Below are 21,014 nucleotides of genomic sequence, written 5' to 3'. Positions count from 1 at the left end.
TGCTCCTCATCATTTTTGTGAATGACACCGCTGCGCCGCTGTTCCTACGATGAGGCGCGACCCACACGAACGAAAGGGGCCCCATGCAGGCCATCGTCTTCCGCGACAGCGACAGCCCGATCGAGCACACCGAGGTGCAGCTCGCTCCTCCGTCTGCCGGAGAGGTGCGGGTGAAGATCGCCGCCGCCGGGGTCTGCCACTCCGACCTGCACGTGAAGCGGGGGGAGTGGGCCGCCCCGGCGCCGATGGTGATGGGGCACGAGGGCTCGGGCATCGTCACCGAGCTCGGCGAGGGCGTCACCTCGCTCGCCGTCGGCGACCACGTGGTGCTCAGCTGGGTGCCGCCGTGCGGCGAGTGCCGGTACTGCCGCTCGGGCCACGAGGCGCGGTGCCAGAAGGTCGCCACGGTCGTCGCGCCGCTCGGCGTGCTGTTCGACGGCACCTCCCGTCTCAGCAAGGACGGCGAGACGGTGCACCACTACCTGGGCGTCTCGTCGTTCGCCGAGGAGGTCGTGGTTCCGGCATCCGGCGCAATCAAGGTGCGCGACGACGCACCGCTCGACGTCATCGCCGTCGTCGGATGCGCGGTCGCGACCGGCGTCGGCGCGGTGATGAACACCGCGGGCGTCGAACCCGGAGCGCTCGTCGCCGTGATCGGATGCGGCGGCGTGGGCCTCAACGTCATCCAGGGCGCGCGGCTCGCCGGGGCCGAGCGCATCGTCGCGATCGACGTGCGCGAGGACAAGACCCGCCTCGCGGCGCAGTTCGGCGCCACCGACCAGATCGTCGCACCCGACGGCGACGCCGTCGCCCAGCTGCGCGCGCTGCTTCCCGACGGCGTCGACTACGCCTTCGACGCGATCGGTCGCACCGTCACCACCGAGCAGTCCATCGAGATGCTCGGCCTCGGCGGAGCCGCGGTGATCGTGGGGCTTCCCCCGACCGGTGCGCGCGCCTCGTTCGAGCCGCTGGTGCTGGCCGAGGCCGACCAGCGCATCCTGGGCTCGAACTACGGCTCGGTGCGCCCGGCCATCGACATCCCCGCACTCGTCGACCGGTACATGGACGGTCAGCTGATCCTCGATCCGCTCATCTCCTCGCGCCGACCGCTCGCCGAAGCCGCCGAGGCGTTCGAGGAGCTCGAGTCCGGCCAGGCCCTGCGCACGCTCCTCATCCCCTGACCTCTTCCCTCCCCTCCCTGCACTACTCCGCCGACCCCGATACGAAGGAGACCCCGTGACCACGACCACCCCCCAGAGCCCGCCCGGCCCCGCCGCCGGCGCCCCGGTCGATGCCGGGCTGCGCCGCGGCGTGATGAGCGGACCGGAGCTCGCCGCCCAGGCGATCGCCAACATCGCCCCCAGCGCGGTCATCGCGTTCACCGCCGCCGCGATCTTCCTCGGCGCCGGCAACGGCACCATCTACGCCTTCGCCCTCGCCACGATCGTGATCCTCTGCGTCGGCTACTGCGTCGTGGTCTTCGCGCGCAAGCACGCCTCGGCCGGATCGCTCTACACCTACGTGTCGAAGGGCCTCGGTCCGGCCGGCGCGTACCTCGCCGGCGCGACGCTCCTGATCGGATGCTTCGGCATCGCCGCCGCCTCCCTCATGGGTTCGGTGTCGTACATGAGTCAGTTCCTCACCCTCCTCGGCATCCCCGCCTCGGGCCTGGGGTGGAGCATCGGGCTCGCCGTCGTGCTCGGCGGGCTCGCGACGCTGTTCACGATCCGCGGCATCCGACTGTCGGCACGCGTCTCGCTGGTGCTGGAGCTGCTGTCGGTCGCGATCATCCTCGTGCTGCTGATCTCGGCGCTCGTGTGGGCCGGGCCCGCGGCCTGGGATCCGGCCCAGCTGATCGCCGAGGGCTCGTCGTTCCAGGGCATCGCGGCCGGCATGGTGCTCGGCATCCTCGGATTCGTCGGGTTCTCGTCGGCCGATGCGCTCGGACGTGAGGCGAAGAACCCCTACAAGGCGATTCCCCGCGCGATCATGTGGAGCGCGCTGACCGTCGGCATCCTCTACGTCTTCGCGGCGTACACGCAGATCGCCGTCCTCGGCGACGACCTGGCCACCGCGGCGAGCCCGCTCGAGAGCATGTCTGAGCTCATCGGCATGCCGCTGTGGTTCGCGCCGGTGCTGACCTTCGGCGTCGCGGCGTCGTTCTTCGCCGTCGTCGTCGCCCCGCTGAACGTGATCGGGCGCATCGTCTACGTGATGGGCAAGGAGGGCGTGGTGCACGAGCGGTTCGGTCGCACGCACGACCGCCACCTGACGCCGCACCGGGTGCTGCTCGCCGCGGGGGCGCTCGCCGTCGTCGTCGACATCGTGTTCCTCGTCGCGGGAGCCGACCCCATGGAGATCCTCGTGTGGGTCAACACCTGGGGCACCTACGGCTACATGGTCGCGTACGCGCTCGTCGCGATCGCCTGCGTCGTCTACACGCAGCGCGCCGGCATGCGCAACGGCCTCGTCTGGGTCTGCGCCACGATCGCCGTGGTCACGATGGCCTACGTGTTCTTCGCGAACGTGTTCCCCGTGCCCGCTTTCCCGTTCAACGTCATCCCCTACGTGTTCGTGGTCTGCGTGCTCGCCGCTCTCAGCCGCTACTGGTTCCTCAAGGCGCGTCGCCCCGAGGTGATCGCCCGCATCGGCAACACCGAGACGTCGGCGATGGACGGAATCGGCTGATAGACCCCCCCGGGCGACGGTGGCCAGGAACCCGATGAGGGTCCTGGCCATCGTCGTGTCCGGGCGGACCCGTCTTCGAGCGCCTAGTCGATCAACTCCACCCCGAAGTCCGAGACCACGGCGCGCAGTTCTTCCAGATACCGCTGCGCCTGCTCGGTGAGGGGGATCGCGGACTGGCCGATCCACCCGATCTCGATGCGCTCGTCGATGTCGAGGGGGATCGCGGCGATGGAGGGGTCGAGGTCGTCGCTGATGATTCCGGTCGAGATCGTGTAGCCGTCGAGGCCGATCATGAGGTTGAAGATGGTGGCGCGATCCGAGACGCGGATCTCCTGCGGCGTCGACAGGGTGGAGAGGATCTCCTCCGCGAAGTAGAACGAGTTGTTCGCGCCCTGGTCGAAGGTGAGCCGCGGGAAACCGGCGAGGTCGTCGAGCGTGACGCGCTCGCGGGCGGCCAGCGGGTTCTTGCGCGAGATGAAGATGTGCGGGTCGGCGAGGAAGAGCGGGCGGAACGCGAGCCCCGAGTCGCGCAGCAGCTTGTCGATGACGCTGCGGTTGAAGTCGTTGCGATACAGGATGCCGATCTCGCTGCGCAGCGTGCGGACGTCTTCGATGATGTCCCACGTGCGCGTCTCGCGCAGCGAGAACTCGTACTCCGCGGCGCCGCTGGTCTTGACCATCCGCACGAACGCGTCGATCACGAACGAGTAGTGCTGCGCCGAGACGCCGAGCAAGCGCCGGGACGGCGGCCGGCCGAGGTAGCGCTGCTCGAGCAGTTCCACCTGCTCGGTGACCTGCCGTGCGTAACCGAGGAACTCCGCGCCGTCGGAGGTGAGCGTCACGCCGCGCGCCGATCGCAGCAGGAGCGTGCGCCCCGCCCGCGACTCGAGGTCTTTCATCGCGGCCGACATGGTGGGCTGCGAGACGTAGAGCAGGTCGGCGGCCGCGCTGATCGAGCCCTCCGCCGCGACCTCGACGAAGTACTGGAGCTGCTGGAGGGTGATTCCGCTGGACGAGCGAGCCATAGGGAGAGCCTATATGGATGCATAGGCCAGGCAAGTTACCTGATAACCGGTGTCTGGTTGCACGATGGAGCTACAGACTTCCCCGGCCTCTCGGCCGATCATCCAGCAGATGGGCGTCCCATGGCGAACGACTTCACGTTCCACATCACCACCACGCGCTTCGACGAGGACTACTCGCCGTCGGAAGACTCGCGCATCACGACGAACTTCGCGAACCTCGCGCGCGGCGAGCACCGTCAGCAGAACCTGCGCAACGCGCTCACGATGATCGACCGACGTTTCAACGACCTCGCCCACTGGGACAACCCGGCCCGCGACCGCTACACGCTCGAGCTCGAGATCATCTCGGCCGGGCTGGAGTTCGAGGCCGAGGGAGAGGACCAGCGGTTCCCGCTGCTCGAGGTGCTCGACATCCAGATCGTCGATCGCCTCACCGGCCGCCGTCACCACGGGATCGTGGGCAACAACTTCTCGTCCTACGTGCGCGACTACGACTTCAGCGTGCTGCTGCCGGCCGTGACCGAGGCGGCGGGCAGGTTCACGCTGCCCGACGACTTCGGCGGTCTGCACGGCAAGCTCTTCCGTCGCTTCCTCGCCTCGGATGCCTACCGCGAGCGCTTCACGACCTCCCCGGTCATCTGCATCAGCGTCTCGACGAGCAAGGAGTACCGCCGCTCCGAGAACCACCACCCGGTGCTCGGCGTCGAGTACCTGCAGGACGACCACTCCCTGACCGACGAGTACTTCGGGCGGATGGGTCTGCAGGTGCGGTACTTCATGCCTCCCGGAAGCGTGGCGCCGCTGGCGTTCTACTTCGAGGGCGACCTGCTGAACGACTACTCGAACCTGCAGCTGATCGGCACGATCGCCACGATGGAGACGTTCCAGAAGATCTACCGCCCGGAGGTCTACAACGCCAACTCGGCGGCGGCCAGCATCTACCGTCCGAGCCTCGGCCAGAACGACTACTCGTCGACCCAGATCGCCTACGACCGCGAGGAGCGCAGCCAGCTCGCGCTCGCGCAGGGCAAGCACACCGAGGAGCACTTCATGAAGCCGCACGGCGAGGTGCTCGCTCAGTGGGCCGCCGGCTACCCGGTCGCGGCCGCGTGAGCCGCGGAGCATCACCCGATATGAACACGCTTCTCCCCACCTCGATCGTCGGCAGCCTTCCGAAGCCCTCCTGGCTCGCGCAGCCCGAAACCCTCTGGTCGCCCTGGAAGCTCGAGGGCGATGCCCTGGCCGAGGGCAAGCAGGACGCCCTGCGCAGCGCCGTGCAGGAACAGGCCCGACGCGGCATCGACGTGATCAGCGACGGCGAGCAGACCCGCCAGCACTTCGTCACGACGTTCATCGAGCACCTCAGCGGCGTCGACTTCGATCAGCGCGAGACGGTCCGCATCCGCGATCGCTACGACGCGAGCGTGCCGACCGTCGTCGGTGCCGTGAGCCGCGAGAAACCGGTGTTCGTCGACGACGCGCGCTTCCTCCGCCAGCAGACCGATCAGCCGATCAAGTGGGCCCTTCCCGGCCCGATGACGATGATCGACACGCTCTCGGACCGCCACTACCGCAGCCGCGAGAAGCTGGCCTGGGAGTTCGCGACGATCCTCAACCAGGAGGCGCGCGAGCTCGAGGCCGCCGGTGTCGACGTCATCCAGTTCGACGAGCCCGCCTTCAACGTGTTCTTCGACGAGCTCAAGGACTGGGGCGTCGCGACGCTCGAGCGGGCCGCCGAGGGACTGCGCGCCGAGACCGTCGTGCACATCTGCTACGGCTACGGCATCAAGGCCAACAACGACTGGAAGGCCACGCTCGGATCGGAGTGGCGCCAGTACGAGGAGTCGTTCCCGCTGCTGCAGCAGTCGATCATCGACACGGTGTCGCTCGAGCGGGCGAACTCGCACGTGCCGCTCGACCTCATCGAGCTCATCCGCGGCAAGAAGGTCATGCTCGGCGCGATCGACGTGTCGAGCACGACGGTCGAGACGCCCGAGCAGGTCGCCGACACGTTGCGCGACGCGCTCGCGTTCGTCGACGCCGACAAGCTCGTGCCGAGCACGAACTGCGGCATGGCGCCCCTGCCGCGCGACGTCGCCCTCGGCAAGCTCAGCGCGCTCAGCGCGGGTGCGGCGCTGCTCCGCGACGAGCTGTCCGCGAACGCACGGTGACCGCGCCCGGCGTCGCGGGTGGGGGTCACACCCGAGGCGGCTCGCTCGGCGGGAAGAGCAGGCGCGTCTGGTAGCGGGTCATCGCGAAGACGACGGCCCCGAGACCGGCGAAGACCACGGCACCGACCGCTGTGACCCAGCCGATGACCGACGACGCATAGTCGGACGGATCGTTCGCCCCGACGATGATGAAGAACACCCCGATGATGAGAGCGATCGCCGCGAGGGCGAACACCCCGATGCCGACCCAGCGCAGGGCGGCTTGAGCCTGCGGAGCGTGGAACGTCGGGCGGATGCCGAACTTCGAGTTCGTGTACTGACTCCATCGCGCGCCGGTCCACCAGCGACCGGTGGTGCCGGTGATCGGGTACCAGCCGGCCCCGGGGCCCTCCTGCTCGCCGGGAAGCGGGCGGAACGCCTCGGCCATCAGCGGGGCGGAGGTCGGCACCGGGATGCGCAGCACGGCGGTCGTCTGGATCGCGATGCCGAACCACAGGGCGGCCACGAGCAGCATCGGGATTCCGGCGAACGAGACGCCGGGAGCGAGCGTGCCGAGCACGAACTGCACGGTGCCCAGCGAGGCGAAGACCGCCCCCAAAGCCCAGGCGAAACCCACCTGCTCGGTGCTCGCCCAGTCCGTGCCGTGCGAGCCGTCGGTCTTCGTGCGCATCGCCGTCCACTTCTTCCCGTCCCACCAGCGGGCGGGGCCGGCGGGGGTGACGTACCAGCCGGGCAGGGGGCCGGCAGCGATCGTCGACGTCGGGCCGACGGGCGGTGCGGATGCCGCGACGGCAGCCGGAGCATCCGCCTCATGCGCCGTCCACTGCGTGCCGTCCCACCAGCGCACACGCCCCGGCGTGCCCGCGTCGTACCATCCCGGTGCTGCGTTCATGAAGCGACCCTCCCCGTCGGCTGTAGCGGTTCGAGCGTAACGTCTCGGCTCCCGCGGCCGCCTCTGACGCGGGGCCGAGAGCGGGCAATCCTTGGCAAATCTCGTGGCAAGTTCGTGACGATCACATGACGCACCCATCGAAAAAGCGCGGTATCACAAGGGATGCGTGGCACATCCGTGGCACATCGCTTGTCTTGTCGGATCGGCGATCCATACAGTTCCCTCAAGCGAGCGAAAGCGCCGCCCATGAATCAGCTAGCGGACCCGCGCACCCCCGACATCGGCGCCTGACGCTCGATCGTGGTACCTGTTGAGAGTCCGCCAATGGAGGCGAAATGACGAATACTGCAATTCCCAAGAAGACGCCCGCGAAGGCGGCCATCGCTTCCTGGGTCGGTACGACCCTGGAGTACTACGACTTCGCCGTCTACGGCACGGCCGCAGCGCTCGTGCTCAATCAGCTGTTCTTCCCCCCTGAGCTCCCCGAGGGTGTGCGCGTGCTGCTCAGCATGATGACGCTCGCGGTCGGCTACGTGGTCCGCCCGCTCGGCGCCTTCATCCTCGGCCCGCTCGGCGACCGCTTCGGCCGTAAGTTCGTCATGATGCTGACGCTGTTCGGCATCGGCATCTGCACATTCATCATCGGCTGCCTGCCGACCTTCGAGCAGATCGGCGTCCTCGCCCCGATCCTGCTGGTGGTCATCCGCATCATCCAGGGCCTGTCGGTCTCGGGCGAGCAGGCCAGCGCGATCTCGATGAGCCTCGAGCACGCGTCCGACAACCGCCGCGGCTTCACGACGAGCTTCGTCACGAGCGGTTCCGCCTCGGGTGGCCTGCTCGCGACCGCCGTCTTCATCCCCTTCGCGGCGCTGCCGACCGAAGACCTGCTCGGCTGGGCCTGGCGCATCCCGTTCTGGCTCTCGGCCGTCGTCGTCGTGGTCGCGTACCTCATCCGCCGCAACCTCGAAGAGCCGCCGTCGTTCGTCGAGACCCAGGCGATCAAGGCGCAGCTGCCGCCGATCAAGCAGGTGCTGCGCTTTCACTGGCGCACGATCATCCGCGTCGCCGCCTGCGCCATGATCGCCGGCGTCAGCTACCTGTTCGCCACGTTCTCGGTCGCCTTCGCGACCACCGGATACGGCCTCGACAAGTCGACCATGCTCTGGGTGCCCGTGCTCGCCAGCCTGCTCGCCCTGCTCTACACACCGTTCGCCGGGTACATCTCCGACCTCATCGGCCGCAAGACGGTCTTCATCATCGGAGCCGTGGGCGCCGGTGTCACGACCGTGCCGTACCTGTGGGCGATCAGCGAGGGCAACTGGCCGCTGATCTTCACCCTCGGCATCCTCTGCAACGGGTTCTTCTACTCCACGGCCAACGCCGCGTGGCCCGCGTTCTTCGCCGAGATGTTCCCGAACCGCGTCCGCGTCTCGGGTCTCGCGGTCGGCACGCAGATCGGCTTCGCGATCGCCGGTGCCATCGGCCCGGTGGCCTCCACGGCACTCGCCGGAGAAGACCTGCAGAACTGGTTCGGACCGGCCCTCCTCGGGCTCGGACTCATGGCGATCGCCGTGATCGCGGCGCTCACCGCGAAGGAGACCCGTCGCTACTCGCTCGACGAGGTCGACGACGTGCAGCAGACCCAGAAGGAGAAGGACGCGGTCACCGCGTCGATCCTCGTCCCCTGACGACGGATGCCTCGAGGGCCCGGGATGCTTCGGCTTCCCGGGCCCTTCGAGCGCCCGGGAAGCCGTGAGGGGTCAGGACACGCCGCAACGCGGCATCCGTTCAGGGCGTGTCTTGACCCCCCTTGCGGGGGCCGGTGGATGCCCGCACCGTGAGGTGCGCCGAGATGTGGTCGATGCGGTCGGAGCGATCGCGGGTCGCGAAGCGGCCGATCAGCATGTCGACCGCGGCGCGACCGGCGCTCTCGCCCGGCGAGGTGACGGTGGTCAGCGGCGGATGCGAGAACGACGAGCCGAAGATGTCGTCGCAGCCGACCACGCTGAGGTCGTCGGGGATCGAGACGCCGAGCTGGCGAAACCGGTCGAGCGCCCCGATCGCGAGCACGTCGTTGAAGAAGATGCAGGCGGTCGCGCGGGTGAGCACGACGGCATCCGCTGCGGCCGCCCCGTTCGCGAGGGTCACGTGGTAGCGGCCGACGGCGACGAGGTCGACGCCGTCCTCCTCGGCGGCAGCCGTGATCGCGTCGAAGCGCGTGCCGTCGGTCCAGGAGCCGTGCGGGCCGCGCACGTAGGCGATGCGGGTGTGTCCGAGCGAGTGCAGGTAGTGCACCGCCTGCGCGAGGCCGGCGGGGGTGTCGATCACGACGCCGGAGAGCCCGGGGGACTGGCGGTTGATCACCACGGTCGGCGCGATCTGCGCGACCGCGCGCAGGGCCTCGTCATCGATGCGCGGCGATGACACGACGATGCCGTCGACGGTGCGGGCGAGCTCGCGCAGCCACTGCTCCTCCATCGGCAACGACTCCTCGGTGCTGACGAGCAGGTGCAGGTAGCTCGCCGCCCGGATCTGCGCCTGAGCGCCCCGGGTCACGTCGAGGTTGAACGGGTTGGTGAGGTTCGGGAGCACGAGCGCGATCGTGCCGCGCGCGAGGCGGTTCTCGGCGGCGGGCAGGAGCGCCGAGGTGTAGCCCATCTCCTGCGCCTTGCTGGTGATGCGCTCGTACATCGCCGGGCTCACGCGGTTGGGGTTCGAGAGGGCGCGCGAGACCGTCGAGGGGGCGACGCCGAGCGCCTCGGCGATCTCGGTGAGGGTGACGCGGCGCTGCACGCGGCGGGCGGGAACGGCCATGGCTCGATGGTAGCGAAGCGGCGCCGTCATCGGTACCCATCGCTGGCACGGATTTTGCCATTCAACCGAACCGAATGCCCGAGAAACACGGGATTCGAGCGAGGTATCCGGCACGGAAGCGGCACGATCCTGCACCCTCCGGTGCCGACCGTCCTAGCCTTTTCCCGACGGCGGAATCGACGACGAGAGGAGCTGGCGATGACCCGCAGGATCGACCTGGTCGCTGACCTGGGTGAGGGCTTCGGCCCGTGGCGGATGGGCGACGACGCCGCCCTCCTCGACGTGCTCACCTCGGCCAACATCGCGTGCGGCTTCCACGCCGGCGACTCGCAGATCATGGACGAGACCGTCCGCGCCTGCGTGCAGCGCGGCGTCGGCATCGGCGCCCACCCCTCCTTCCCGGATCTGCAGGGCTTCGGGCGTCGCGACATGGGCCTCACGGCCGACGAGGTGCGCACCGACGTGCTCTACCAGTTCGGTGCGCTGCAGGCGATCGCCGCTTTCCACGGCACTCAGGTCACCCACCTCGCCCCGCACGGCCGGCTCGGCAACCTCGTCGCGGTGCGCGAGGACTACGCGGATGCCGTCGCCGCCGCCGCCGCACGCCTCGACCCCGAGCTCATCGTGCTCGCCCAGGACGGCAAGCTCGCCGACGCCGCCCGGGCCGCGGGTCTGCGCGTGGGCATCGTCGGCATCGCCGACCGCGCCTACGAGGACGACGGCACCCTGGTGCGCCGCACCGAGCCCGGCGCCGTGATCCACGACGCCGAGGAGATCCGTCGGCGCACCGTGCGGATGGTCGTCGACGGCGTGATCGAGAGCCGTAACGGCGTGCTCATCCCCGTCGCCTGCGACACGGTGCTCGTGCACGGAGACACCGACGGCGCGGTGGAGCTCGCCCGCCAGATCCGCGCGGGCCTCGAATCGGCGGGCGTCGAGATCGCCCCGCTCGCGGACTGGCTGGAGTGAGCGACCCCATGTCATCGGCATCCGTCGTCATCTCGCCCAGCGGCAACTCCGCGCTGCGCGTCGCCAGCACCCTCGCCGACCGCGAAGCGGGCTGGCGCCTCGTGCACCACCTGGCCCGTTTCGTCGACGCGGCCCACGTGCCCGGCGTCGAGTGCGTCATCCCCACCTACGACGCGGCGCTGATCGAGATCGATCCCGCCGAGGTGTCGCTCGAGCGCCTCGGCGAGTACCTCGCGCACGTGGTCGACAGCCTCGATCACGACCGCCCGCTCACCGACAGCCCGCGCACCTTCGACGTGCCGGTGCTCTACGACATCGACGGCGAGCTCGACCTCCGCACCGTCGCCGATGCCCAGGGCCTCAGCGTCGCCGACGTCATCCGCCTGCACTCCGAACCGACCTACGTGGTGCGCTGCCTCGGTGCTCCCGGCGGCTCGCCCATGCTCGACGGCCCGCCGTTCCCCCTGCCCGTTCCGCGTCTCGCGAGCCCGCGGGCGCACGTGCCGCAGGGCGTGGTGTCGGTCGCCGGACGCCAGGCGACGATCACCCCGGCCGCGGCCCCCGGCGGCTGGCCGCTCATCGGGCGCACGCCGCTCGTCGTGCTCGACCTCGCGGCCGAACCGTTCGTGCCCTACGAGCCCGGCGACCTGATCCGCTTCCGCGCGATCGATCAGGCGGAGTACGACGCCCTGCTCGGCACCCGGATGGTGGCGCTGTGAACGCCGGGGCGGGGAACGCGGATGCGGTGAACGCCGGGGCGCTGACGGTCATCGAGGCCGGATCCACCCAGGTCACCGACCTCGGCCGTCGCCGGGGTCCCCGCTTCGGCGTGCCGGTCAACGGCGCCCTCGATCAGCGCTCGGCGCGGATCGCGAACATCCTCGTCGGCAACCCCGAGACCGCCCCGGTGCTCGAGATCACCGCCCTCGACGCCGAGTTCGTCGCCGACATCGACATCCTCATCGCGGTCTCCGGCGCCGACGGGCACCTCACCGTCGACGGCGTCGGCCGGCCCACGAACCAGCCGGTCTCGGTGCGCGCGGGCGAGGCGATCGCCCTGCGGCAGATCCAGGGCGGATTGCGCTCCTACCTCGCGGTGCGCGGGTCGTTCGACGTGCCGCAGCTGCTCGGCAGCTGCGCTCCCGACTCGGTGCTCGGCTTCGGCGGGCGCCTCGTGGTCGGCGAGCGGATCGCGCTGCGCACCGCCACGGCGCCGGTCTTCAACGCGCACTTCACGGCCGAGCTCTACGACCTCGATGTGCCGCGACTGCCCACGGGCTTCATCGTCGACGTCACCGACGGCCCCGACCTCGACGACTTCGCGGGTACCGCCGACCGACTGTTCGCCCAGCCCTATCTGGTCACCCCGAAGAGCAACCACATCGGACTGCGCATGACCGGGCCGCTGCCCGAGCGGCGGACGCACGGCGAGGTGCTCTCGCGCGGCGTTCCCGTGGGGGCGGTCGAGGTTCCGCCGGGCGACGAACTGCTCGTGCTGCACCGCGGGCGGGGCGTCACCGCCGGGTACCCGGTGCTCGCGGTCGTCACCTCCGGATCGCTCGATGTGCTCGCCCAGGTGCGCCCGGGGCAGCACCTCCGCTTCCGGCGGCTCTCGGCATCCGATGCCGCGGCCCGTGCCCGCGCCGAACTCGTCGAGCTCGAAGCGCTCCGCCTTCGCGTCCGCTCCGTCTTCGACGCGCTGGACGCCCTCTCCACAGCCACCACCGGAAGGACCCTCCTATGACTTTCTCCGACTACCGCACCGCCGTCGTCACCGGCGCGACGAGCGGCGTGGGCCGCGGCGCGATCGACCTCTTCCTCGCGAAGGGGCTCACCGTGCACGCGATCGCCCGCGACGAGCAGAGGCTGGCGGCCCTCGCCGAGAAGGGCGTGATCACCCACGCGCTCGACGTGCGCGACACCGCCGCCCTCACGCGTGCGCTCGACGGGGTCGAAGCCGACATCGTGCTCAACAGCGCCGGTGTCAGCCGCGCGGGCAACATCCTCGACGCCTCGGCCGACGACCTCGACGACCTCGTCGAGGTCAACCTCACGGCGGTCATGCAGATCCTGCGCCTGCTCTACCCGGGCATGGTCGAGCGCGACCGCGGCCACGTGCTCAACATCTCGTCGATCGCCGGGCACTACAACTTCTTCGGCCACACGGCCTATCACGCGACCAAGGCCGCCGTGCACCAGCTGTCGCGCCAGCTGCGCAACGACGCCCTCGGCAAGCGGGTGCGCGTCACCGAGCTGAGCCCGGGCCGCATCGAGACCGAGATCTTCTCGCGCAACCTGGGCGGCACGCCCGAGACGGATGCCGCCGCCTGGGCGACCTACTACGAGGGCTTCGAGTCGCTCACGGTCGACGACATCGTCGCGGCCATCGACTACGCGGTCGACGCCCCCTCGCACGTGAACATCGGGCTCATCGAGCTCATGCCCACCTTCCAGGTGCCCGGAGGACTCACCTTCGACCGCCGCGACGCCGAGCTCGTGCAGTCCGCAGCGACCGCCGCGAGCGCCGAGTAAACGAGAACGCAGAATAAAGAGGAACGACACCATGGTTCACGTCACCACCAAGATCGAGCGCGCCGAGGCATCCGACATCGCCCGTCTGGGCGAATTCACCGCCGCGACCATCCACGAGGCCCAGGGCCGCCGCGGCGCGCTGAACTCGAACATCACGCCCATCGACCGAGACATGTCGTTCGTCGGCTCGGCGTTCACGGTCGTCTGCGCCCCGCGGGACAACCTCATGCTGCAGGTCGCCATCCACTACGCGCAGCCCGGCGACGTGCTCATCGTCTCGGCGGGCGAGTTCGCCGAGGCCGGCATGTTCGGCGACGTGCTCGGCAACGCCTGCAAGGCCAAGGGCATCGCCGCACTGGTGACCGACGCCGGTGTGCGCGACACGCAGGAGCTGCGCGAGCTGGGCCTGCCCGTCTTCTCGGGCAGCGTCTCGATCAAGGGCACGGTCAAGGAGACCCTCGGGGCGCTCAACCAGCCCGTCGTCTTCGCGGGCGAGCTGATCCGCCCCGGCGACATCGTCAAGGGCGACGCCGACGGCATCGTCGTCGTGCGCCGCGAAGAGGTGCGCGAGGCGGCCGAGCTGTCGGCGGCGCGCGACGCGCACGAGGCCGAGCTCATCACGAAGTACTGGGCCGGCGGCACGACCATCGAGCTGTGCAACCTCACCGAGGTGCTCAAGGCCAAGGGCCTCACCTCCGATATCGAGGACGCATCGTGACCGCCAGCACCGAGACCCCCGCGTCGTCGTTCCGCGCCGCCGAGCGCCTCGGACGCATCAAGCCCTCGCCCAGCACGGCGGCCGCGGCACGCGTGCGCGAGCTGAAGGGTCAGGGGCGCAGCATCCTCGACCTCACCGTCGGCGAGCCCGACTTCGACACCCCCGCGCACATCAAGCAGGCCGCGATCGCGGCCATCGAGGCCGGCGAGACCAAGTACACGCCGGTGAACGGCACGCCACGGCTGCGCCAGGCGATCCGCGGCGCGCTGCAGCGCACGCACGGCATCGAGTACTCGGATGCCGAGATCACGGTCGGCGGCGGAGGCAAGCAGGTCATCTTCCTCGCGCTCATGGCGACGGTGGATGCCGGCGACGAGGTGCTCATCCCCGCGCCGTACTGGGTGTCGTACCCCGACATGGTGCGCGCGAACGAGGGAACCCCCGTGATCGTGCCGACGTCGGCCGAGAACGGCTACAAGGTCACGGCTGCGCAGCTCGAGGCCTCGATCACCGACCGCACGACCTGGCTGATCCTGAACAGCCCGGGCAACCCGAGCGGTGCGATCCACACCGAGGAGGAGCTGTCGGCCCTCGCCGAGGTGCTGCGCCGCCACCCTGCGGTGTCGGTGCTCTCCGACGAGATCTACAGCGAGATCTCGTTCACGGGCACCCCCGCCCCGAGCCTCGCCGCGGTCGCCCCCGACCTGCGCCACCGCGTGCTCGTGGTGTCGGGCGTCTCGAAGTCGTACGCGATGACGGGCTGGCGCCTCGGCTATGCGGCGGGCGACCCCGCCCTCGTCGGTGCCATCAACACGCTGCAGTCGCAGACCTCCTCGTGCCCGTCGTCGATCAGCCAGGCCGCCGCGGCCGCCGCGCTCGAGGGTCCGCAGGACTTCATCGCCGAGTCGGTGCCGGTGTACCGCGAGCGTCGCGACGTCGCGGTGGCGGGTCTCCGCGCGATCGACGGACTCACCCCGCTCGTGCCCGACGGCGCGTTCTACCTCTACGTCGACTGCGCAGGACTCATCGGGCGCACCTCGCCGGAGGGAAAGGTGCTCGCCGACGACCAGGACGTGACGTTCTACCTGCTCGATCAGGCCGGCGTCGCCGTGATCCAGGGTTCCGCTTACGGCAGCTCGCCCTTCTTCCGCATCTCGTTCGCGACCGACCTCGGCACCATCACCGCCGCGGTCGAGAAGATCGCCGAAGCCGTGGCGGCGCTGCGATGAGCGACGCCACGGCCAGCGACCGCCTGCGCGTCGTCGTCGCCGCGCCCCTCGCCCCCGAGCTGTGCGACCTGCTGGTCGCCCGCGAGCCTCGCATCGACCTCGTCGTCGATCAGACGCTGCTGCCGCCGATGCGGCATCCCGCCGACTTCTCCGGCGACCCGTCGTTCCGTCGCACGCCCGAGCAGCAGGCCGCCTACGAGGCGCTGATCGACTCGGCCGAGGCGCTGTACGGCATCCCCGACGTCGACCCCGCAGCCCTCGCCCGCACGGTGCGCGCCAACCCGGCACTGCGCTGGGTGCACACGATGGCGGCCGGTGGCGGCGGTCAGGTGCGCGCCGCGCAGCTCACCGACGACGAGTTGCGGCGCGTGACCTTCACGACCTCGGCCGGTGTGCACGGCGATGCGCTCGCCGAGTTCGCGGTGTTCGGCGTCTTCGCCGGCGCCAAGCACCTGCCCCGGCTGCAGCGCCAGCAGCGCGAGCGCGAGTGGAGCGGCCGCTGGGTCATGTCGCAGGTCGCCGACCAGACGGTGCTCGTGCTCGGTCTCGGCGGCATCGGGCAGGCCGTCGCACGCCAGCTCGCCGCCCTCGGCACGACGGTGATCGGCACCTCGCGCAGCGGGGCATCCGTTCCGGGCGTCTCGCGCGTCATCCACCCGGACGACGTCGCCGAGGTGCTGCCCGAGGTCGACGCGGTCGTGGCGACCCTGCCCGGCACCGACGCCACGCACCACCTCGTCGGCCGCGACTTCTTCGCCGCGCTCCGCCCGGGCGCGACGCTCGTCAACGTCGGACGCGGCACCGTCATCGACGAGGCCGCCCTGCTCGAGGCGCTCGACGCCGGAACCGTGGGTTTCGCCGCGCTCGACGTGTTCGAGGTCGAGCCGTTGCCGTCGGACAGCCCCCTGTGGTCGCACCCCGACGTGCTGGTGAGCCCGCACACCGCGGCGCTCGACGCCCGAGAAGACGGGCGCATCGCCGAGCTGTTCGCCGACAACGCCACGCGCCTCCTCGACGGCACGCCACAGCGCAACGTCGTCGACACCATCGAGTTCTACTGATCGGGACGGAGCATCCATGAGCACCCCCTTCGACCTCACCGGGCGTCGCGCCCTGGTCACCGGTTCCAGCCGCGGAATCGGGCTCGCGATCGCGCGCTCGCTGCTCGAGGCCGGCGCCCACGTCGTCGTGCACGGGCGCGACACCTCCACGGTGGGCGAGACGGCGGACGCCCTCGCCCGGGACTTCGGAGCGGATGCCGTCTCCACGGCGGTCTTCGACGTCACCTCCGAGGAGGCCGTGATCGACGGCATCCGCGGGATCGAGGCCGCCGGCCCCCTCGACATCCTCGTCAACAACGCGGGCCTGCAGCACCGGGAGCCGCTGCTGGAGGTGAGCCTCGAGAACTGGGAGCGCGTCATCCGCACCGACCTCACCAGCGCCTTCCTCGTCGGGCGCACGGCCGCCCGTGCGATGGTGGCGCGGGGGAGCGGTGCGATCGTCAACATCTGCTCGGTGCAGACCGACCTCGCCCGCCCGACGATCGGGGCGTACACCGCCGCGAAGGGCGGGCTGCGCAACCTCACCAAGGCGATGACGGCGGAGTGGGCGGGCAGCGGCGTGCGCGTCAACGGCGTGGCCCCCGGGTACATCCGCACCGAGCTCACGCAGGCGCTCGTCGACGACCCCGCGTTCAACTCCTGGGTGCTCGGTCGCACCCCGGTCGGGCGCTGGGGCGAGCCGGAGGACATCGGCGGTGCCGTGGTGTGGCTCTCGTCGGACGCCTCGCGCTTCGTGTCGGGCCAGGTCGTCTTCGTCGACGGCGGAATGACGGCGGTCGTCTGATGGCCGCCGCGCTCCACGCCGTCGTGATCCACGAGGCCGGCGACCTGCGCATCGACCCGATCGCCGAGCCCGTGCCCGCCCCCGACGAGGCCGTGATCGGCATCGTCTACGGCGGCATCTGCGGGTCCGACCTGCACTACTGGAAGCACGGAGCCGCGGGGGAGTCGATCCTGCGCGCGCCGATGGTGCTCGGGCACGAGGTCGTCGGCGTGGTCCGGCGGGCCGCCGCCGACGGCAGCGGGCCGTGGGAGGGCGCGCGCGTCGCCGTGCACCCCGCGACCCCGGCGCAGGAGCACGTCCGGCATCCGATCGACCGCCCCAACATCGCGGGCGGCGGGTACCTCGGCTCGGCCGCGCGCTTCCCGCACCGCGACGGCGCGTTCGCCCACCGGGTCGCGATGCCCACGCGGATGCTGCGCACCCTCCCCGAGGGGATCGACCTGCAGGAGGCGGCGCTCATCGAGCCCGCCAGCGTCGCCTGGCACGCCGTCAACCGGATCGGCGACGTCTCCGACCTCTCGGCGCTCGTCGTCGGATGCGGGCCGATCGGACTGCTCGCGGTCGCGGTGCTCCGGGCCCGCGGTGCGCGGCACATCACCGCCGTCGATCTGCACGAGCGCCCGTTGCGCATCGCTCGGGAGCTCGGGGCCGATGTCGTGCTGCAGCAGCCCGATGCCGCCGACGTCGCGGCGATCGACGCCGACGTGGTGATCGAGTCGTCCGGCAGTCCGCAGGGACTCGACACCGCGATCCGTGGTGCCGCCCGCGGGGGCGTCGTCGCGATGGTGGGGCTGTTGCCCAGCGGTCCGCAGCCCGTGCAGGTCGCGCTCGCGATCGCCCGCGAGCTCGATCTGCTCGGCTCCTTCCGCTTCAACGACGAGATCGACGAGGTGATCGCGGCTCTCGCAGACGGCACGCTGCGCATCGCGCCCGTGATCAGTCACGTCAAGCGCTGGCGCTCCGCCGCCGACGCCTTCGCGATCGCCGCCGATCCGACGGTGTCGAGCAAGGTGCTGCTGCAGTTCGGGAAGGCGTGATGACCGTGCTGACCGCCTCCCGTCCGCTCGTCGTGGTGATGGGCGTCGCCGGCTCCGGCAAGTCGACCGTCGGTGCCGCCCTGGCCGACCGGCTGCGGCTGCCGTTCGGAGACGCCGACGATCTGCATCCGTCTGCCAACGTCGAGAAGATGTCGCAGGGCATCCCGCTCACCGACGAGGATCGCGCGCCCTGGCTCGACGCCGTCGGCGAGGAGATCGCCCGGCATCGCGTACCGGGGCTCGTGATCGCCTGCTCCGCGCTCAAGGTCGCCTACCGCGACGTGCTGCGCGCGCACGCGCCCGAGGTGTTCTTCCTGCACCTCGAGACCACCAAGCGCGTGCTCGCCCAGCGGATGCTGGTGCGCTCCGAGCACTTCATGCCGCTCGCGCTCCTCAACTCGCAGCTCGACACCCTCGAGCCTCTCGCGGGCGATGAGAACGGATTCGCGATCGACGCGCGGCGCAGCGTCGACGAGATCATCGGTGCGGCAGAACGGGTGCTCCGAGCCGAACCGGCCGCCCGACGGTCATGAGCGGGCGCGCGGTCTGGGTGTCGGCGCCGCACGGCAGCGTCGCCGGTTACGAGGCGGGATGCCGCACCCGGGCGATGTGCCCGATGGGGCCCGACTCCGACATCCTCACGTGCGCCGAGGCGGCGCTGCGGCGGCGCGGCGACTACCGGCTGGCGCGCATGCCGCTCGATCAGCCCGTGCCGCGCTCGGGCGACGTCGACGAGGTCGTCGTCTCGCCGGGCGGTGTGCGCGAGGTGCACGGCACGCCCTGGGGCTATGCCCGGGGATGCCGCGACCCGCAGTCGTGCCCGAACCGGCGTCTGGGCGCGGTGACCTGCGCAGAGTCGCGTCGTCGCTACGTGCACGACTACGTCTCGCGCCGGGCGGCGGGGGAGGGGGCGCCGATCGATCACGGCACCCCGAACGGTTACTTCATGGGGTGCCGCGACCGGCGCCTGTGCCCGCGCGGCGATGACGGCATCTCGTGCGCCGAGGCGCGGGCCGAGCATCGACGCAGCCTCGCCCGAGCGGCCGGAGTCGCGCCGCGGGCCGAGACCCTCGACTCCGGGGCGGCGGCCGCGCGCATCCGCGACCTGCGCTCGCGCGGCTGGTCGTTGCGGCGGATCGCGGCGGCGACGGGGTGCGGACGCACGACGATCGCGGAGCTCGCCGTGGAGGACGGCCCGGTACGGCGTCGCGTCACCGCCGACACCCTGCAGCGGATCCTGGGGGTGGCCGCGGGGTAGATCGCAGGGCGGGTGGTTGCATCCCGTCAACAGTTGCACTTTTACAACTAACGGCGTATGGTTGACACTTATCAACTTTCTACGCTGGAGCGTTCCCCTGTGACAACCATCTCTTCACCCGCGCACGACACCGTGCGCTCACCGCGCGAGGTCTTCACCGCGATCTCCGGGCTCGTCGTCGGCATGTTCGTCGCCGTGCTCTCGGGCACCGTCGTGTCGACCTCGATGCCGGTCATCATCGCCGACCTCGGCGGCACGCAGTCCCAGTACACCTGGGTCATCACCGCGAGCCTGCTCGCCACCGCCGTCTCCACCCCGATCTGGGGCAAGCTGGCCGACCTCGTCGACCGCAAGATCCTCGTGCAGATCTCGCTCATCCTCTTCACGGCCGGCACCGTGATCGCCGGATTCTCGACCGATACGAACATGCTCATCGCGGTGCGCGTCATCCAGGGCATCGGCGTCGGCGGCCTCATGTCGCTCGTCATGATCGCGGTCGCCCTCATCATCTCGCCCCGTGAGCGCGGTAAGTACATGGGCGTCGTCGGCGGCATCATGGCCCTCGGCACCATCGGCGGCCCGCTGCTCGGCGGACTCCTCACCGACGTGTGGGGCTGGCGCTCGAACTTCTTCGTCGGCGTGCCGTTCGCCCTCCTCGCCCTCGTGCTCCTGCAGTTCACGCTGCACCTGCCCAAGCCGCAGCGCGACAGCAAGGTCTCGATCGACTACTTCGGCATCGTGCTGCTCGCGGTCGGCGTCTCGACCCTCCTCATCTGGGTCTCGATGGGCGGCAGCCAGTTCGAGTGGGACTCGTCGACCAGCATCATGCTCGCCGTCATCGCCGGCGTCGCGATCGCCGCGTTCATCACCGTCGAGTTCTTCGTCAAGGAACCGATCGTGCCGATGTCGCTGTTCCGCAACCGCACCTTCACGCTCTCGGTCATCGCGTCGATCGCGATCGGCGTGTCCATGTTCGCCACCTCGGTGTTCCTCGCGCAGTACTTCCAGCTGGCCCGTGGCGCCACGCCGACCGAGTCGGGTCTCATGACGATCCCGATGATCATCGGCCAGATGGGCGCGTCGATCATCATCGGCCAGCTCGTCAGCCGCTTCGGCAAGTGGAAGGGATGGATGCTCACGGGCTCCGTGCTCACCACGATCGGCGTGAGCCTGATGTCGACGCTGCGTTACGACACCCCGTTCCCGCTGGTGGCCGTGTACATGTTCGTGCTCGGCGCGGGCCTCGGCATGGTCATGCAGAACCTCACGCTCATCGTGCAGAACGACACCGCCCCGCAGCAGCTGGGTGCGGCCTCGTCGAACGTGAACTTCTTCCGCACGATCGCCGGCACCATCGGCGTCACCGTCATGGGCTCGCTGCTCTCGACGAGCGTCGCCGGGTACATGACCGACTCGCTGAAGGACTTCGTGCCGTCGACGCAGGACGAGATCGACGCGCTGCAGCACCTCGCCTCGGGTGACGTGCCGAAGGTCGGTCAGCTGCCCGACACGATCCGCGCGATCGTCGAGGGGGCCTACGGCCACGGCATCGCGGATGCCTTCATCATCGCCATCCCGCTCGCGGTCATCGCCGTCATCGCGATCGCGTTCCTCAAGAACAAGCCGCTATCGACCAAGAATGCCGCCGAGCAGCTGCGCGAGCAGGCCGAGGAGTCGGTGCTCGAGGTCTCCGAGGCCGAGGTCGGTGCGACGATGTCGACCGGTGCGATCCGCATCGCGGGCACGGCATCCGCTCCTCCCTCCTCTCCGTCTGCTCCGTCGACCGGTTCGGTGACGACCGTTCTCGAACGCGACGGCCGGGAGTCGAGGGGCTGA

The 21,014-nt window shown here is 70.2% G+C and carries 20 protein-coding genes; 17 read left to right on the top strand and 3 right to left on the bottom strand.

Going from position 1 to position 21,014, the window contains the following annotated elements:
* Window positions 1-83 precede the first annotated feature (83 nt).
* Together KV396_RS03770 and KV396_RS03765 are read left to right on the top strand one after the other, a co-directional pair.
* A complete protein-coding gene (locus KV396_RS03770) occupies window positions 84-1,181 on the top strand; it encodes an alcohol dehydrogenase catalytic domain-containing protein (protein WP_247956871.1) in 1,098 nt (365 codons plus the stop codon).
* A 133-nt stretch (window positions 1,182-1,314) separates the two neighbouring features.
* Entirely contained in the window at window positions 1,315-2,688 is a 1,374-nt protein-coding gene (locus tag KV396_RS03765) for an APC family permease (RefSeq protein WP_323131839.1), read from the top strand.
* Window positions 2,689-2,771: 83 nt separating this feature from the next.
* On the opposite strand, the gene KV396_RS03760 is transcribed toward KV396_RS03765, so the two are convergent.
* Complete coding sequence (locus KV396_RS03760; RefSeq protein WP_247633883.1) at window positions 2,772-3,713, bottom strand: LysR family transcriptional regulator; 942 nt, start codon at window positions 3,711-3,713, stop codon at window positions 2,772-2,774.
* Window positions 3,714-3,833: 120 nt separating this feature from the next.
* Here KV396_RS03760 and KV396_RS03755 point away from each other — a divergent pair, with 120 nt between their 5' ends.
* Both KV396_RS03755 and KV396_RS03750 read left to right on the top strand, forming a co-directional pair.
* Window positions 3,834-4,826 carry a DUF1852 domain-containing protein gene (locus KV396_RS03755; RefSeq protein ID WP_247956869.1) on the top strand — a complete coding sequence of 331 codons (993 nt, stop codon included), beginning with the start codon at window positions 3,834-3,836 and terminating at the stop codon, window positions 4,824-4,826.
* Window positions 4,827-4,846: 20 nt separating this feature from the next.
* Window positions 4,847-5,884 (top strand): methionine synthase, encoded by a 1,038-nt coding sequence (locus KV396_RS03750; RefSeq protein WP_247956868.1) that lies wholly within the window; start codon window positions 4,847-4,849, stop codon window positions 5,882-5,884.
* Window positions 5,885-5,909: 25 nt separating this feature from the next.
* On the opposite strand, the gene KV396_RS03745 is transcribed toward KV396_RS03750, so the two are convergent.
* Window positions 5,910-6,776, bottom strand: coding sequence for a DUF2510 domain-containing protein (locus tag KV396_RS03745; RefSeq protein ID WP_247956867.1), 867 nt, complete (start codon window positions 6,774-6,776; stop codon window positions 5,910-5,912).
* 335 nt (window positions 6,777-7,111) lie between these two features.
* Here KV396_RS03745 and KV396_RS03740 point away from each other — a divergent pair, with 335 nt between their 5' ends.
* On the top strand, window positions 7,112-8,464 hold the full coding sequence (locus tag KV396_RS03740) for an MFS transporter (protein ID WP_247633887.1): 1,353 nt from the start codon (window positions 7,112-7,114) through the stop codon (window positions 8,462-8,464).
* A 100-nt stretch (window positions 8,465-8,564) separates the two neighbouring features.
* Here the strand turns inward: KV396_RS03740 and KV396_RS03735 are convergent, their stop codons facing one another.
* On the bottom strand, window positions 8,565-9,590 hold the full coding sequence (locus tag KV396_RS03735) for a LacI family DNA-binding transcriptional regulator (RefSeq protein WP_247956866.1): 1,026 nt from the start codon (window positions 9,588-9,590) through the stop codon (window positions 8,565-8,567).
* Window positions 9,591-9,788: 198 nt separating this feature from the next.
* Between KV396_RS03735 and KV396_RS03730 the strand changes: the two genes are divergently transcribed.
* The 12 genes from KV396_RS03730 (at window position 9,789) to KV396_RS03675 (ending at window position 21,014) form a co-directional block, all read left to right on the top strand.
* Window positions 9,789-10,559, top strand: a complete 771-nt coding sequence (locus tag KV396_RS03730; protein WP_247956865.1) for a LamB/YcsF family protein — start codon at window positions 9,789-9,791, stop codon at window positions 10,557-10,559.
* The gene (locus KV396_RS03725; RefSeq protein ID WP_247956864.1) at window positions 10,556-11,278 is read left to right on the top strand and encodes a 5-oxoprolinase subunit B family protein; all 723 of its coding nucleotides are present in this window, start codon (window positions 10,556-10,558) and stop codon (window positions 11,276-11,278) included. The genes KV396_RS03730 and KV396_RS03725 overlap by 4 nt, the downstream gene beginning before the upstream one ends.
* Window positions 11,275-12,303, top strand: coding sequence for a 5-oxoprolinase subunit C family protein (locus tag KV396_RS03720; RefSeq protein ID WP_247956863.1), 1,029 nt, complete (start codon window positions 11,275-11,277; stop codon window positions 12,301-12,303). Before KV396_RS03725 ends, KV396_RS03720 begins: the two co-directional genes overlap by 4 nt.
* The gene (locus KV396_RS03715; protein WP_247956862.1) at window positions 12,300-13,091 is read left to right on the top strand and encodes an SDR family oxidoreductase; all 792 of its coding nucleotides are present in this window, start codon (window positions 12,300-12,302) and stop codon (window positions 13,089-13,091) included. The genes KV396_RS03720 and KV396_RS03715 overlap by 4 nt, the downstream gene beginning before the upstream one ends.
* A gap of 31 nt (window positions 13,092-13,122) precedes the next feature.
* On the top strand, window positions 13,123-13,809 hold the full coding sequence (locus KV396_RS03710; protein WP_247633893.1) for a 4-carboxy-4-hydroxy-2-oxoadipate aldolase/oxaloacetate decarboxylase: 687 nt from the start codon (window positions 13,123-13,125) through the stop codon (window positions 13,807-13,809).
* A complete protein-coding gene (locus KV396_RS03705) occupies window positions 13,806-15,038 on the top strand; it encodes an aspartate transaminase (protein WP_247956861.1) in 1,233 nt (410 codons plus the stop codon). Before KV396_RS03710 ends, KV396_RS03705 begins: the two co-directional genes overlap by 4 nt.
* Window positions 15,035-16,099 (top strand): D-2-hydroxyacid dehydrogenase, encoded by a 1,065-nt coding sequence (locus KV396_RS03700; RefSeq protein WP_247624591.1) that lies wholly within the window; start codon window positions 15,035-15,037, stop codon window positions 16,097-16,099. The genes KV396_RS03705 and KV396_RS03700 overlap by 4 nt, the downstream gene beginning before the upstream one ends.
* Before the next feature lie 16 nt (window positions 16,100-16,115).
* Window positions 16,116-16,883, top strand: coding sequence for a glucose 1-dehydrogenase (locus tag KV396_RS03695; protein ID WP_247956860.1), 768 nt, complete (start codon window positions 16,116-16,118; stop codon window positions 16,881-16,883).
* Window positions 16,883-17,920 (top strand): zinc-binding dehydrogenase, encoded by a 1,038-nt coding sequence (locus KV396_RS03690; protein ID WP_247956859.1) that lies wholly within the window; start codon window positions 16,883-16,885, stop codon window positions 17,918-17,920. The genes KV396_RS03695 and KV396_RS03690 overlap by 1 nt, the downstream gene beginning before the upstream one ends.
* On the top strand, window positions 17,920-18,453 hold the full coding sequence (locus KV396_RS03685; protein WP_247956858.1) for a gluconokinase: 534 nt from the start codon (window positions 17,920-17,922) through the stop codon (window positions 18,451-18,453). Before KV396_RS03690 ends, KV396_RS03685 begins: the two co-directional genes overlap by 1 nt.
* Window positions 18,450-19,178, top strand: a complete 729-nt coding sequence (locus KV396_RS03680) for a helix-turn-helix transcriptional regulator (RefSeq protein WP_247956857.1) — start codon at window positions 18,450-18,452, stop codon at window positions 19,176-19,178. Before KV396_RS03685 ends, KV396_RS03680 begins: the two co-directional genes overlap by 4 nt.
* A 183-nt stretch (window positions 19,179-19,361) precedes the next feature.
* Window positions 19,362-21,014 (top strand): DHA2 family efflux MFS transporter permease subunit, encoded by a 1,653-nt coding sequence (locus KV396_RS03675; protein ID WP_407665592.1) that lies wholly within the window; start codon window positions 19,362-19,364, stop codon window positions 21,012-21,014.

It is taken from the genome of Microbacterium galbinum, from assembly GCF_023101185.1.
Taxonomy (GTDB): domain Bacteria; phylum Actinomycetota; class Actinomycetes; order Actinomycetales; family Microbacteriaceae; genus Microbacterium; species Microbacterium galbinum.
The sequence above is the reverse complement of the archived record's forward strand: the minus strand, read 5'-3'. Positions and strand labels throughout refer to the sequence as shown.